This window comes from Nitratireductor sp. PBL-C9 (genome assembly GCF_050877045.1).
GTDB classification, from domain to species: domain Bacteria; phylum Pseudomonadota; class Alphaproteobacteria; order Rhizobiales; family Rhizobiaceae; genus Nitratireductor; species Nitratireductor aquimarinus.
Genome location: NZ_JBPAXW010000004.1, coordinates 234,682 through 247,577 on the forward strand (window position 1 = coordinate 234,682; position 12,896 = coordinate 247,577).

General features: G+C 59.0%; 11 protein-coding genes and 1 tRNA gene. 8 read left to right on the plus strand and 4 right to left on the minus strand.

Going from position 1 to position 12,896, the window contains the following annotated elements:
* Positions 1-145: 145 nt before the first annotated feature.
* Together ACRTG1_RS11010 and ACRTG1_RS11015 are read right to left on the minus strand one after the other, a co-directional pair.
* Positions 146-221, minus strand: a tRNA-Lys gene (locus tag ACRTG1_RS11010).
* A gap of 104 nt (positions 222-325) precedes the next feature.
* Positions 326-1,243 (minus strand): PhzF family phenazine biosynthesis protein, encoded by a 918-nt coding sequence (locus ACRTG1_RS11015; RefSeq protein ID WP_206994196.1) that lies wholly within the window; start codon positions 1,241-1,243, stop codon positions 326-328.
* Between the two features lie 303 nt (positions 1,244-1,546).
* Between ACRTG1_RS11015 and ACRTG1_RS11020 the strand changes: the two genes are divergently transcribed.
* From ACRTG1_RS11020 to ACRTG1_RS11030, 3 genes are read left to right on the plus strand one after another with little or no spacing between them, the layout of a single operon-like run.
* Positions 1,547-2,611: an efflux RND transporter periplasmic adaptor subunit gene (locus ACRTG1_RS11020; protein WP_299935054.1), complete on the plus strand. Its 1,065-nt coding sequence runs from the start codon at positions 1,547-1,549 to the stop codon at positions 2,609-2,611.
* Positions 2,612-2,613: 2 nt separating this feature from the next.
* The gene (locus ACRTG1_RS11025; RefSeq protein ID WP_432516274.1) at positions 2,614-3,336 is read left to right on the plus strand and encodes an ABC transporter ATP-binding protein; all 723 of its coding nucleotides are present in this window, start codon (positions 2,614-2,616) and stop codon (positions 3,334-3,336) included.
* Positions 3,330-4,538, plus strand: a complete 1,209-nt coding sequence (locus tag ACRTG1_RS11030) for an ABC transporter permease (RefSeq protein WP_206994193.1) — start codon at positions 3,330-3,332, stop codon at positions 4,536-4,538. Before ACRTG1_RS11025 ends, ACRTG1_RS11030 begins: the two co-directional genes overlap by 7 nt.
* A 61-nt stretch (positions 4,539-4,599) precedes the next feature.
* Here ACRTG1_RS11030 and ACRTG1_RS11035 read toward each other — a convergent pair whose 3' ends face one another.
* Positions 4,600-5,715, minus strand: coding sequence for an endonuclease/exonuclease/phosphatase family protein (locus tag ACRTG1_RS11035; RefSeq protein ID WP_432516275.1), 1,116 nt, complete (start codon positions 5,713-5,715; stop codon positions 4,600-4,602).
* Between the two features lie 187 nt (positions 5,716-5,902).
* Here ACRTG1_RS11035 and ACRTG1_RS11040 point away from each other — a divergent pair, with 187 nt between their 5' ends.
* A complete protein-coding gene (locus ACRTG1_RS11040; RefSeq protein ID WP_206543852.1) occupies positions 5,903-6,367 on the plus strand; it encodes a BA14K family protein in 465 nt (154 codons plus the stop codon).
* A gap of 157 nt (positions 6,368-6,524) precedes the next feature.
* On the plus strand, positions 6,525-7,094 hold the full coding sequence (locus ACRTG1_RS11045; protein WP_432516276.1) for a BA14K family protein: 570 nt from the start codon (positions 6,525-6,527) through the stop codon (positions 7,092-7,094).
* Between the two features lie 312 nt (positions 7,095-7,406).
* Here ACRTG1_RS11045 and ACRTG1_RS11050 read toward each other — a convergent pair whose 3' ends face one another.
* Positions 7,407-8,267 (minus strand): AraC family transcriptional regulator, encoded by an 861-nt coding sequence (locus tag ACRTG1_RS11050; RefSeq protein WP_432516277.1) that lies wholly within the window; start codon positions 8,265-8,267, stop codon positions 7,407-7,409.
* Positions 8,268-8,380: 113 nt separating this feature from the next.
* Between ACRTG1_RS11050 and ACRTG1_RS11055 the strand changes: the two genes are divergently transcribed.
* From ACRTG1_RS11055 to ACRTG1_RS11065, 3 genes are all read left to right on the plus strand, one after another.
* Positions 8,381-9,322, plus strand: a complete 942-nt coding sequence (locus tag ACRTG1_RS11055) for a phytanoyl-CoA dioxygenase family protein (RefSeq protein WP_432516278.1) — start codon at positions 8,381-8,383, stop codon at positions 9,320-9,322.
* A 456-nt stretch (positions 9,323-9,778) separates the two neighbouring features.
* A complete protein-coding gene (locus tag ACRTG1_RS11060) occupies positions 9,779-10,567 on the plus strand; it encodes a HamA C-terminal domain-containing protein (RefSeq protein ID WP_432516279.1) in 789 nt (262 codons plus the stop codon).
* Positions 10,568-10,577: 10 nt separating this feature from the next.
* Positions 10,578-12,659, plus strand: coding sequence for a DEAD/DEAH box helicase (locus tag ACRTG1_RS11065; RefSeq protein ID WP_432516280.1), 2,082 nt, complete (start codon positions 10,578-10,580; stop codon positions 12,657-12,659).
* Positions 12,660-12,896 lie beyond the last annotated feature (237 nt).

Consider the following 12,896-nt stretch of genomic DNA (forward strand, 5'->3'; position numbering starts at 1 on the left):
CCGCTTTGGCAGATGATCTTCGACAATTCATCGCCAGCCCCCCGGCTCAGCGGAGTTTCTTTCTGCAAACCAGAGGGAAATACCCAATTCGACCGGGCACAACCGTCGAACAAGGAATAATGCGATACAATGTCTGAAGGAAATTTGGTGGGTGATACAGGGCTCGAACCTGTGACCCGCTGATTAAGAGTCAGCTGCTCTACCAACTGAGCTAATCACCCGACCGATCCGTGCGGCGAAGAAGTTGCCGTCAACCGAATGACCGGCTCCTTAAAGGGTTTTTCTCAAGCTGGCAAGACACTCTGACACGGGTTTGTCACTTTTCTCAAATGAACAGCCTTCCCTCCGCCACGCGAACCGCCTGGCCACCGATCCGGGCAGCCTCGATACGGCCCGCAAACGCTTCAATTTCAAGGCGTATGCTCGATGGACGGCCCATTTCCAGCCCCTGCTCGATCAGAAAGCCGTGCGCGCCGTCCACAAGCGCGTCATGGCGCATTATTGCGCCGGCAAAGGCTGCCGCGGCCGATCCCGTGGCCGGATCTTCACTGATTCCCAGATCATTGCCGAACATGCGGGCATGAAAGGCGTGATCGTGATTCACCGTCTCGCGGCAATAGACATAGGGATTGGCCACGCGCCCGTTCAGCTCCGGCACCAGAGAGGACCAGAGCGCCGGATCGAACCTGGCGCGCGCGGCCACATCGAGATTGGCGACCGGCACGCAGACATAGGGAACGCCAGCGCTCCACACGCCAACAACGTGGTTCTCAAAGCCGATCTCGTGATGGCCGAGCCCAAGTGCGGCCGCCACCGCCTCCGGCTCAAAAGAACCTGCCACGGGTTCGGGAAGCTTCGGCAGGTCGAATTCGGCATAAGCGGCCTGCGCGCCAAGCGACACCGCACAGCGCACCGGCCCGACCGTCTCTTCCAGCATAAGAATCGAAGTCTGCGCGCTCCCCCGCCCTTCGCCCGCCCGTTCCGCCAGGGCAATGGCCGTGCCCACCGTGGGATGGCCGGCAAAGGGCAGTTCACACCCCGGCGTGAAGATGCGCAGTCTGGCGGCGTGGTTCTTTTCGTCAGGCGGAAAGACGAACACGGTCTCGGACAGATTGAACTCGCCGGCGATCCGCTGCATGGCCGCATCGTCCAGTCCTTCGCTGTCAAGAACGATGGCCAGCGGGTTTCCCGTGAGGGCCTCGGCGGAAAAAACGTCATAAATATAATAGTTTCGCCCGTTCATCCTGCCTCCAGATAAAAATGCACTGCCCGGAGCGAAAGAGTGCTCTCGTCCAGTTTCCTGCCATCTTTTGTCCACTTTCCTGTTACCACGTTAACGTCATAGGCGCGCGCTCAATGCTGCGATGGGTCCATGAAAAAGACAGGCAGCGATCCACAGGGGATCGCATCGACGCATGTTCGAGGCACTAGCCAAAAAGCCAAGCCTTCCCAGAGAAAAAAACGCCGATGGCCGCTAGCGCTGCCAGTCGCCGGGCTTGTTGCGACCGGCGCATGGTTTTTCGCCGGCGCGCAATCCGGCCAGACCATGGCAGGCTATATGAGCCAGCCGGTGGAACGCGGCGATCTGGTGGCGCGCGTGGCAACGACCGCCGTCTTGCGGCCACGCACGCAGATCCAGATCTCCAGTGAGCTGAAAGGAACAGTGCAGTCCGTCCCCGTGATGCAGAACCAGCGCGTGAAACGCGGCGATATCCTCATCCAGCTTGATTCCACCATATTCGAGTATGAGCTGGAGCGCTCGGCCGCACTGGTCGAAGCCGCCGAGGCGGGCCTTTCCGATGCGCTGATCGCCCTTGAAGAAACCGACCAGAAGCTCACCCGCGCAAAGGCGCTGCGCCATCGCAATGCGCTCAGCGAGCAGAAGCTGGAAGACGTGCAGGCCGAGCGAAACCGCGCCGCCAACCGCGTCGAGACAGCCAAGGCCGATCTTGCGGTCAAGCAGGTGGATCTGAAACTCCGGCGCTTCGACCTGAGCCGCAGCAGAATCCGCTCGCCCATTGATGGCATCGTGCTGGCGAGAAAGGCCGAACCCGGCCGCACCGTCTATGCATCTTCGGAAGACAGCGTGCTGTTCATCCTCGCCGAGGATCTGGAAAGGATGGAACTCATCGCCAAGGTGAACGAAGCCGATATCGGATCGATTGCCGAGGGACAGGAAGCAACCTTCCTGGTGGACGCCTATCCCGACCGCACCTTCAGGGCGACGATCCGTGACGTGTCGTTCGCACACCGGCGCGAAAACAATCTCGTGACCTATGAAGCCAATCTGGATGTGCGCAATGACGATCTGAAGCTCAGGCCGGGGATGACCGCATCCGTTTCGATCACCACCGACGAAACGACAAATGCGCTTCTGATCCCCACCAGCGCGCTGCGCTATCGGCCGCAGACGGTTGAGCCCGAAAGCTCCGAGGAAACGAACGCCGAAGACGCACCGGGCAAGGCGCTCGTTCATGTGCTCGGAGAGGATGGAGAGCCGCAGCCGGTGCGGGTTGAGCTCGGGGTGCGCAACTGGGAGAAAGCGGAGGTTCTTTCCGGCTTGACAGAGGGGCAGCGCGTCATCACCGGTGATGCGCTGCACACGCAATAGGGATGGACGCCGAAAGCGCTCCCACGCCGCTCATCGCCTTCGAGGCCGTCTGGCGCAGCTATGGCGCCGGAGACACGCAGGTGCATGCGCTGGCCGGCGCGAGCTTTGACATTGCCCGTGGCTCCTTCGTGGCGGTGACCGGTCCCTCAGGCTCGGGAAAATCGACCGCGATGAACATTCTGGGCTCGCTCGACGTGCCGACGGGTGGCGCGTACCACTTCATGGGCGAAGATGCCGGCACGTTCGACAAGCCCCGCCGCGCCGACCTGCGCAACCGGCATATCGGCTTCGTCTTCCAGGGCTACAATCTCCTGCCCCGCACCACTGCGCTGGAAAACATCGAGCTCCCCCTTATCTATCGGGGCCTGCCAGGGCGCACCCGGCAGGAACTCGCGGAAGAAGCGCTCCTGCAAGTGGGGCTTGAAGGCCGTGGCCACCACAAACCAAACGAGCTTTCCGGCGGACAGCAGCAGCGCGTGGCGATTGCGCGCGCACTGGTTTCTGAACCCACACTCCTTCTGGCGGACGAGCCGACCGGCAATCTCGACACCGAACGCAGCCATGAGATCATGGAGCTTCTGACCGCGCTCAACCGCGAACACGGGCTCACAATCGTGATGGTGACGCATGAGCCGGACATCGCGGCATTCGCCGGTCGGCAGATCGGGTTTCGCGACGGGCGCATCGCCTTCGACAGCGCCACGGGGGATGCGGCGTCATGCTGATGCAGTCGATCCTGCTTGCGCTGCGCTCCATCGCTCGCAACAAGCTGCGCTCGCTGCTCACGCTTCTTGGCGTGATCATCGGCGTTGCCGCAGTGATCGCGCTTCTCACCATCGGCGGAGGCGCACGCGAACACATAAATGCGGGAATGGCGAATATGGGCAGCCGCCTCATCTTCGTGTTCGCAGGCGAACGGCCAGATCCCTCGGCTCCGGTGATAAACGAGGCCAAACCACTCACCAATGCGCATTTCAACGGCCTCGAAAAGGCCATTGGCAGTCAGGCCATTGTCGCGGCCGTCGCCACGACCAGTATGCGCGCCTCTTTTGGTGCGCGAAGCGTTTCTGCGCAGGTCACGGGCGCCAGCGAAAATCACTTCCTGCAACGCGAATGGAAGCTTGGACGTGGTCGCCTCTTTTCACCAGTGGAAGCCGAGAGCAGCGCCAGCGTCTGCGTTATCGGCAGCCAGGTTTCAAAAGCGCTGTTCGGCCAGGAGAGTGCGCTAAGCGCGCGCATCAGGATCGGCCCGGCGCATTGCAGGGTGGTCGGCGAGTTGAGCGCGAGAGGCTCTTCCTTCTCCGGCCAGCAGGACATGCAGGTCTATGTCCCGCTCGGCCTGTTCCAGACCCGGCTCAGCGGCAAGTCGCAAATCGATGAAATATTGATCAATGCGCCAAACCAGGCCGCAATCGAACCGCTGAAAGCCCAGATCACGCAGGAAATGCGCAATCTGCGCCGCATAGGCCCCGGCCGCAATGACGATTTTCAGGTCGAAGACATGGCGGAATACATCCAGCAGACGAATGAATTCATCGGCGGCATCACGGCCTTTCTGAGCGCTATCGCCGCCATCAGCCTTCTGGTGGGCGGCATCGGCATCATGAACATCATGCTGGTCTCGGTCACCGAGCGCACACGGGAGATCGGCATCCGCATGGCAATAGGCGCGCGTCAGCGGGACATTCTGGTGCAGTTTCTGACCGAGGCTTGCGTGCTGTCGCTGCTGGGCGGCCTGACCGGCATAGCGCTTGGGCTCGCCATCGCATGGGGCGTGACCACACTCATGGGGGTGCACTTCGCGCCCGGCCTTGCCGACATTGCCGCCATCACAGCCATCTCCATCGCCATCGGCATCGTTTTCGGCTTTTTCCCGGCGCTGCGCGGCGCGCGGCTCGATCCAATCGAGGCCCTGCGGCACGAATAGAGCAATTTTGGGAAAAGTGGACACCGGATTTCAGCCCGGAATTGCGCAAAAACGCTCTCGATCAGGCGATGTCGAGCTGAACCACAACCGGGCAATGATCGGATGCCTTGGGGCGGTCCCAGCCGACGCGCGGGAAACGCGGCACATCCTGCTCGGGCGGAAAGATGGTGCGCCAGGGCTGGCCGGCGCGGATGATCTCCGGCACGGCCCGCGTGTTGTGGCGGGCGAGCGCCTGCGACGCCAGAAGATAGTCGAGCTGGCACAGATGCCGCTCTTCCGGCCCGCGCGTGTGATAAAGCGTCCAGCGGTCCATTTCCGGGCGGCGCTCCACGAGGTTTTCGCAGAAATCGCCCGCCGTCAGCGCATTAACGCTCGATTGTTCTTCCGTCGCCGGCTCGAACCGATAGCCCAGATGCGCCTCACCGGTGATGATGACGCGCTCGCGATAATCGTTGAGATCGCCGCAAATGACCCAGCGCTTTTCCGCCGCCCGTTCAGCACCACCAAAACGCTGCTCGATGATGTGGCGCACCGCCGCCGCTTCAGCCATGCGCACCGGCATGGAAGCCGTGCGCCCGTCCATGCCATTGCGCGGCGGGCTCATCGCCTTGAAATGCACCACATAAAGCGTGAGCGGCCGGCCACCGACCTTGATGTCCAGCTCCAGACAATCGCGCCGGAAAATGCGCTCATGCGGCTCGATGCCAAGTTCGGCCAGTTCCTCATTGTGCAGATCGAGATCGGCGAAGGTCAGATGCGCATGGCTGGTCATGCGCACGAACTCGATGGGCTGGCCATGCGCGGTCTCCGGCCGCATCATCACCGCCACATCAATGCCGCGGGAATCATTGCCGGAAGCGGAATATTTCTCCCGGTAGCCATTGCCGATCATCTTGAACAGATAGCCATATTCGAACGCCTTGAGCGCTGCGAGATTGTCGACCTCCTGAAGGCACAGAATGTCCGCGCGCGTTGCGGCAATGGCCAGCGCCGTCAGCTGGCGCGCATCATCCGTCAGCGCAATGGCACGGGCCTGTTCAAGCGCACGGTAATGCGCCTCGTCCTCGATCTCATAGAGCGCGAGGGCGCGATCCCTGCGCAGATCATTGCGGAAACCGGAGAAATCGAACCGGTTCATCAGGTTTTCGACGTTGAATGTGGCAAGGCGGAGGGACATGCAAGCACGTTTAACCGGCATGGCGATGAATACAAGCCCGCGTTTTGACGAACCCGCCTCGCAACCGTCTCATTCATCACGCGTTCATGGTGGATATGATTGGTTATGATACCATCAGCACATGCAACAATTCTTGGAAAATGGGGTTGAAGGGCATCTTGGGGGCGCCTGAAAACAGGAGACCATCATGAAACGCAATCTCGTCAACATCGCCTGTTCAGGGCTGCTTGCGTTAGGCTTCGCTGTCATCGGCGCACCGGCCAACGCCAATGCACTGGGCATTGCCGGCAGCGCGACGACAAACGCGGTCGAGCGCTCTGCAACGCAGGCACCCGTCGTGCAGGTTGACCGCCGCGACCGCCGGAACTGGCGCAGGCACAATGACCGTCGCAAATGGCGGCACCGCCACAATCGCCGCGACTGGCACAGACGGGGCCCAAGCGCCGGCTTCTATTTCGAGTTCGGCCGCCCTGCCCCGTATTACTACCGTCCGCGCTATGTGCGCCCGCCGCAGTATCGCCGGCCGGTAAGGCTTTCGCGCGCACATGTGAACTGGTGCTATGACCGCTACCGCTCCTATCGCGCGTCGGACAACACGTTCCAGCCCTATCACGGCCCGCGCAAGCGCTGCATCTCGCCCTATTACCGCTAGGGCACCGGTCTGACGGAACACGAAATGGCGCGGCGAAAGCTGCGCCATTTTTCGTTCACCCGGGCAATCTGAATTTTCAAAAAGTCTGAATACAATCAGACTTTTAAATCGAAACGGCACGCATAGGCTTCAGGACGTCACCCTGGAGTTGCGCCTCATGTTTCATCTGAGACTTATCCTGATTGCCCTGTTTTGCCTGCTCGGTGTGGAAACGACTTCTGCCGGCAGCCTCGTCGGCTGGGTGGATGCGAACCGCGCCTGCGCCGATGGCTGGGCCGATGACTGGGCCGATGGCTGGAACGAGCGCCGCGCCATGCGCCGGCTGTTTCCGGGCCGCATGCAGCTGACGCTCGGCGAAGCACACCGCCGGCACTGGCGCGAGCGCTGCGCCCACGAACGCCGCTGGCGCGACCGCGCCGTGCCCTTCTGGTCACGCTGGCACGATCCCCATGGCCGCTTTGCCGGCGAATTCTATGGCTTCAACGATGTCTACGGACCCGGCCGGCCGATCCTGCGCCCGCGCCATGGCGCGCGCAGCTTTCACTGGCGGTATGAACGGCAGCCGGAACAGCGCAGCACCGCAAGGCGGGCCTATCCCGGCCACGATGCCCGCGCGGCGCATCTTGCCTGGTGTCACGACCGCTATCGCTCCTACCGCGCGCACGACAACACGTTCCAGCCTTATAAAGGGGGGCGCAGAGCGTGTGTTTCGCCTTATGGGCGTTAGGGCGCGATTGGCCCGGTCGGGTGTCACGACGTGGGGTATATGAGGATTTCAGGTGCGCTCGATCCTGTTGCAGCAGCGTTGTGCGTGGTTCGCCCTTCGACAAGCTCAGGAAGCTCACCATGAGGGGGTGGGTTAATCACTGCAGTCACGGAGCCAGACGCACTGCAAAGCGCCCCCTCCCTCATGGTGAGCTTGTCGAAGGGCGAACCACGCGCAACGTCAATGCAACGCGCCATCATGCACAGTGCAACACTGATGGCGTATCAGACCTTTCACGGTGCTCGACTTCCCCGAAAGCCAACAGCACCCCCATCAGCCGCGAAAGAGTGCGCGATAGGCGCGTGGCGTCATGCCGCGCAGCGCCTTGAACTGGCGGTTGAAATTCGCCAAAGCGCGATAGCCGACCGCCTCGGCCACATGGCCGATGGGCTGATCGCCGGATGAAAGCCGGGCGCACGCCTCGCCGATGCGCAGCCGCATCACATAGTCCGAAATGCTGGTGCGCATGTGGCGGCGAAAGAGCCGGTGCAGGCCGGACGGGCTGAGCGCCGCGATCCCGGCCAGATCCTCATTGGCGATGCCGGCGGCATAATGCCTGTGAATGTGAAGCAGCACGCGGTCGATGCGCTCGCGGTCGGCGCTGTCGAGATCACGGGCGGCAACCGTGCCCGCCAGCGGCGCGGCCCCGTCATCGCCGGCCAGAACCAGAAGCACCCGCACCAGCGCCAGAAAGCGCTCGGCCAGCTCCGCCTCGAACAGCGCCTCGATCATCGGCCGGGCGCGCGACGCCGCCTGCGGCGAAAAGGCGAGCCCCGCCTCCGCCCGCGCCAGAAGCCCGGCAATGGGCCGCAACTCGGCAAACCCCTCGCCCAGCGCCTGCGCCCATTCATGGCGAAACCACATGACCAGCGCCACATGCGGGTGCGCGGGGTCCGGTCTGGTGCGCGAGGCCCAGGTGTGCGGCAGGTTCGCGCCCACCAGAACCAGATCGCCATCGCCATATTCGCCCACATGATCACCAACAAAACGCTGCCCCTGAGAATTAAGCGTCAGCGTCAGCTCATATTCGGGATGGTGGTGCCACTCGAAGGGAATGCCCTCCTCCAGCCGCCGGTTCAAAAGGCTCCACGACGCGCCGGGAATGGCGGGCAGCTTTTCCAGAAACGGTCTCATAGAGCGCACTCACAGGACATGACGCCAGAATAGTATCAATATCGGCCATGTGAGTACAACACCGCCCGCGCAAGCGCGCTAGGCTTGCAAGGCAGGATATCTGGGAGGAAGCCATGCAGGAAGCAGCCATCAAGCGCGATGCGCATCCCTCGTCGACCAAGGTCGGCTCACAGCTCAAGGACATCGAGAAGACCCTGCCGCTGCGCGTTCTCTCGAAGGACGACTGGCAGCACTGGATCACCAAGGGCTATGTGATCGTGCGGCAGGCCGTGCCGCGCGAGAATGTGGAGCGGCTGGCGGACCTCCTGTGGGCGTTCGACGAGAAAGACCCGAACGATCCCTCCACCTGGTATGCCCCGCAGCGCCGCGCGCACAAGATGAAGGAGCTCAACAACACCGGCATGCTGGAGATCTACAATCACCAGTATCTGTGGGACAACCGCATGGAGCCGCGCATCTATGACGCCTTCGTGGACATATGGGACCGCGAAGATCTGTGGGTGACCATCGACCGCGCCAATCTGAACGTGCCGAAGAAGAGCCCCGGCAATCCCGATGGCTTCATCCACTGGGACGCCGACACCTCGCTCCGCCCGCTGCCCATCGGCGTTCAGGGCGTGCTGAGCCTGAAGAAGCAGGACGGCGATGTGGGCGGTTTCCAGTGCATTCCCGAACTGTTCGAGCATTTTGACGAATGGGTGAAGACCCAGCCCGCCGACCGCGACCCGATGCACCCGGACATAACGGGCCTTTCGATCACCAATATCGACATGGAAGCCGGCGACCTCCTGATCTTCAACTCGCTTCTGGCGCATGGCGTGCGGCCCAACCATTCGAAGGACCGGGTGCGGATGGCGCAATATGTGTCGATGCATCCGGCCGAGTTCGAGAACGAAGCGGAGCGGCGCGAGCGCATCCACCTGTGGCGCGAACGCGACCACCCCAAACGCGACGCCTTCCCCGGCGACCCGCGCGAATGGGAGAAGAAGAATGCGAAAACGGCGAAGCTTACGGAGCTGGGGGAGAAGCTCTTGGGCTTGAAGGGGTGGGATTGAGGGGTGAGCGAATGGCGCGGCTCGAAACCTGCCCTCCGCTGAAGGAGGATGTGGGGCCGCAAGGAGACTGGCCACTAATCTGCTCCGATTGCGGTTAGCTGACATTCGGTGGTGCTGAATGCGCTGGTGCTTCCGGCCCAAACCAGACATTCAAGGTATATTCGGACGTTACGTCAGAACCTTCGCGAAGCTGCCGTTTCCTCCTCGAACCACAAATGCAGAGGCGGTCGCTGCGGGATAGGACTGATGTCGTTCTGTTGAGCAGTCAGATCCGAGCCATCAAAACAATGGAAACGAGGTGCAGAATTGCCGGGTGCGTAACCCTCAAGAGTTGCCGGGTCGAAGGTTTTAGGGCAGAGTCTAGTCATAAGACTAAGAGCAGCGTGTTGAATGTCAAACCCTTACCAAATTGCCCCCAATTGTATTCTAACTCGACTTACCGAATCGAATGAAAGCTTGGAGAGCTATTGCGCAGGCTTCGAACTATCCGAGTGGCGTTGCTCTGGTCTCGCTGACAATCTGATAGAATGGATTATAGACTACGCTCTAAAGTCTGACGAACTTCGCGACACGAACCATACTAACACCTTTGTTCGCCTCAAGCAGGCAGCCTCCAGAGTTTACACCAGTGAGAAATATGAGCGGCGTGGCGAGGTAGGCGAGGTTGCTGCTCACGCTGTTTGCCGGACCTATTTCAATACAATACCCGTCGCGGCTAGAGTTAACTATCTGAGTGCGTCAAACGATCCGGTAAAGGCATTTGACCTGGTTCATGTGCGGTACGTCGGAGTTGATGATATAGAACTTTGGTTGGGCGAAGCGAAGTTTTTCAAAGACCGGAATGACGCGATTAAGGATGCAATCGGATCCATAAAAGGGCACATCACGGCGGGTTTCCTCAAGAACGAGAAGTTATTGCTTGGGCCACAGGTATCCAACGACATTCCACACAGCGCAAAGATCAAGAAACTCCTGTCGGCGGAAGCTTCTTTAGACGATCTAATTGCGAGTGCAGTTTTCCCCGTTTTGATCGCCGCGAATAGCGATGCGACAGCGAGCCACGTGTCAGCAAGTGAAGATTACAGCGCGGAGGTGGACGCCGAGATGAAAGCCTTGTGGGAAAAATTGAGGGCATCAGAGCTGACTGAAAAAATAAAACTCAAACTCATTTACGTCCCGTTGGGTGACAAGGATGCGCTCAACAAAGCCTTCGATGACCGCCTTAAAGGGCTGCAAATTGGATAAGGTGTAATAAATGCCAGTTTTGGATATTAACTGGAATGACCTAAATTTGCTTTCTGGCTCCGATTTGAAGCGCGAAACGTTTCGAGTGCTGCAAGCCGCGTCCTTTGCCATTCAGTCAACCGACGCCGATGACCCAAACTTGCTTGAGGTTGTTCCCAGACTTGCCGACCTCTTAGACACCCACCCAGAAGAACTCCTAAGTTATCGGCCCCTAGTAAGCTCTTTGGCCCGTTCAACAGGACTGTGGAACTACATCGAAACGGAGTGGGCAGACGAGACAGACGCACTTGTCGCTGAAGCTGTAACTGCTCCCGAATTAGGAGGGGTAACGTTTCACCGCGAACAAATCAAAGCTCTGGATGCTCTCCTTGCGGGCCGTAATCTCATCTTGAGCGCCCCAACCAGCTTTGGAAAGAGCCTGCTGATCGACGCTCTGCTCTCGACTGAACGTTATCGTCGTGTGGCTGTTGTACTGCCGACGATTGCGCTACTCGACGAATTCAGAAGGCGCTTTCGGGATCGTTTTTCCGAAAAGTTCAAGCTGGTGATGCACCAGAGCGAAACATCGACGGATGATCCGACCATTTTCCTTGGGACCCAAGAACGACTGATATATCGAGAAGACTTGGGAGATTTGGACCTCACCGTTGTTGACGAGTTTTACAAACTTGATCCGGACAGGCGTGACGAGCGAAGCATCACACTTAACGCTGCGGTCTACCGTTTGCTCAAGAGGTCGAAGCAGTTCTTTTTTCTTGGCCCCAATATCGACAAGATATCTGTTGCACCAGATGCCCGCTGGAACTTTGAATTTCTGCGAACTCGGTTTTCTACGGTCGCGGTAGAGACCTTGGACCTTCGAGCGGTATCGGACAAGCGTGAGCGCTTGATCGAAGAAATTGGCGAGGATAAAAACTGGCCTGCGCTTGTCTTTATCTCGTCACCGGGCAAAGCCAACAAACTTGCAATCGAGCTTTCTGAAAAGATGGCCGTGGCAGAAGACACAAGCGACTTCTCCGTTTGGTTGAAGAACAATATTGGGCGAAACAATTTCCTATCTGTGGCAGTCGACTATGGGTTTGGTGTCCATCATGGCCGCATTCCGCGAGCAATTGCTGCGCAAATGGTTCGCCTCTTTAATCAAGGTAAACTGCCCATACTGCTTTGCACCTCAACGCTCATTGAAGGCGTCAACACGGCGGCAAAGACAGTCATGATCTTTGACAAAAAGATTAATCGGGATTCGTATGACTTCTTCACTTACTCAAATATCAAGGGACGCGCTGGGCGGCTCGGACAGCATCACGTCGGCCAAGTTATGGTCTTCAATGATATCCCTGAGCACACCGAACTGGAAGTCAGCCCAACACTGTTTTCAGAGGATGACGATTTACCCGACGAGTACATCGTACATATCGAAAAACCGGATAGGTCAAAGCGGTCAGATGACAGATTTCGTTACTACCGGGATAGGTTAGGTCTTGAGGGCGACGAACTTAAATTGGCGTCTTCGATCGGGTTGGAAAAAGCTATAGCCATAAAAGAGCAAGTAATCGGCTCCCTTGAAGAGAGCGACCGATTGATTTGGGCAAACCGGCCAAGATGGCCCGAGATTCTCGAAGTCTGTGATGTATTCTGCTCTCAACAGAAGGTCGGCTCCTTTGGAGCGTTCAATACCAAACAACTTGCTACACTCATCGACAGACTTCGAAAGGCAACAAGCCTAAAAAATTTCCTTCTGAGTCAGGATCAAAGCTACAAAGGGCAACCCGAGAACCAAGACAACATCTTCAAATTCTTGCGGGCTTGCGAGTATGGATTGCCGCAAAACTTTGCATTGGTAGAGCTATTTGTCCGCCAGTCGTCGCCACAAGCCGACTACAGTCTGTTTCTTGGCAGCATTGGTAGCTGGTTTCAGCCGGAAATTCTCAAGGAATTGGACGAGGAAGGCGTGCCCATTCAGATTTCGCAGGCGTTCTACGTTGATGGTGACACCAAGACTACCTTGAGGAACCGCTTGTACGAAGCCATTCAGGATCCTAAGGGAGCGCTATCAGAATTTGAGCGTGAGTGGTTACAGCAAGCGCTGTGAAGGTGGTTCGGCTAAAAACATAAGTAATTTACGTGCCAGTTCTCGCATTTGCGGCAAACGTCCGCTGCCCACCCGGCGTGCCTGAGCTGGTAGGTTCTGGCCAGGTATGCGGTTGAATGTCCGCTTCCTCATGGTGCACGAGATTCCTTCGCACGCGCAGCGAATTCACACTTCCCGCCCATATGAGCTTTTCTACGCCGCACATCGAACGGCACAGCAGGAGCCGCGTTGCCGCAA

Excerpts from the sequence above, each read along its gene's own strand:
- ACRTG1_RS11050 (WP_432516277.1), bottom strand. The coding sequence starts at position 8,267 with ATGAGACCGTTTCTGGAAAAGCTGCCCGCCATTCCCGGCGCGTCGTGG.
- ACRTG1_RS11025 (WP_432516274.1), top strand. The coding sequence starts at position 2,614 with ATGGACGCCGAAAGCGCTCCCACGCCGCTCATCGCCTTCGAGGCCGTC.
- ACRTG1_RS11055 (WP_432516278.1), top strand. The coding sequence starts at position 8,381 with ATGCAGGAAGCAGCCATCAAGCGCGATGCGCATCCCTCGTCGACCAAG.
- ACRTG1_RS11035 (WP_432516275.1), bottom strand. The coding sequence starts at position 5,715 with ATGTCCCTCCGCCTTGCCACATTCAACGTCGAAAACCTGATGAACCGG.
- ACRTG1_RS11045 (WP_432516276.1), top strand. The coding sequence starts at position 6,525 with ATGTTTCATCTGAGACTTATCCTGATTGCCCTGTTTTGCCTGCTCGGT.
- ACRTG1_RS11030 (WP_206994193.1), top strand. The coding sequence starts at position 3,330 with ATGCTGATGCAGTCGATCCTGCTTGCGCTGCGCTCCATCGCTCGCAAC.
- ACRTG1_RS11065 (WP_432516280.1), top strand. The coding sequence starts at position 10,578 with ATGCCAGTTTTGGATATTAACTGGAATGACCTAAATTTGCTTTCTGGC.
- ACRTG1_RS11015 (WP_206994196.1), bottom strand. The coding sequence starts at position 1,243 with ATGAACGGGCGAAACTATTATATTTATGACGTTTTTTCCGCCGAGGCC.
- ACRTG1_RS11020 (WP_299935054.1), top strand. The coding sequence starts at position 1,547 with ATGGCAGGCTATATGAGCCAGCCGGTGGAACGCGGCGATCTGGTGGCG.
- ACRTG1_RS11040 (WP_206543852.1), top strand. The coding sequence starts at position 5,903 with ATGAAACGCAATCTCGTCAACATCGCCTGTTCAGGGCTGCTTGCGTTA.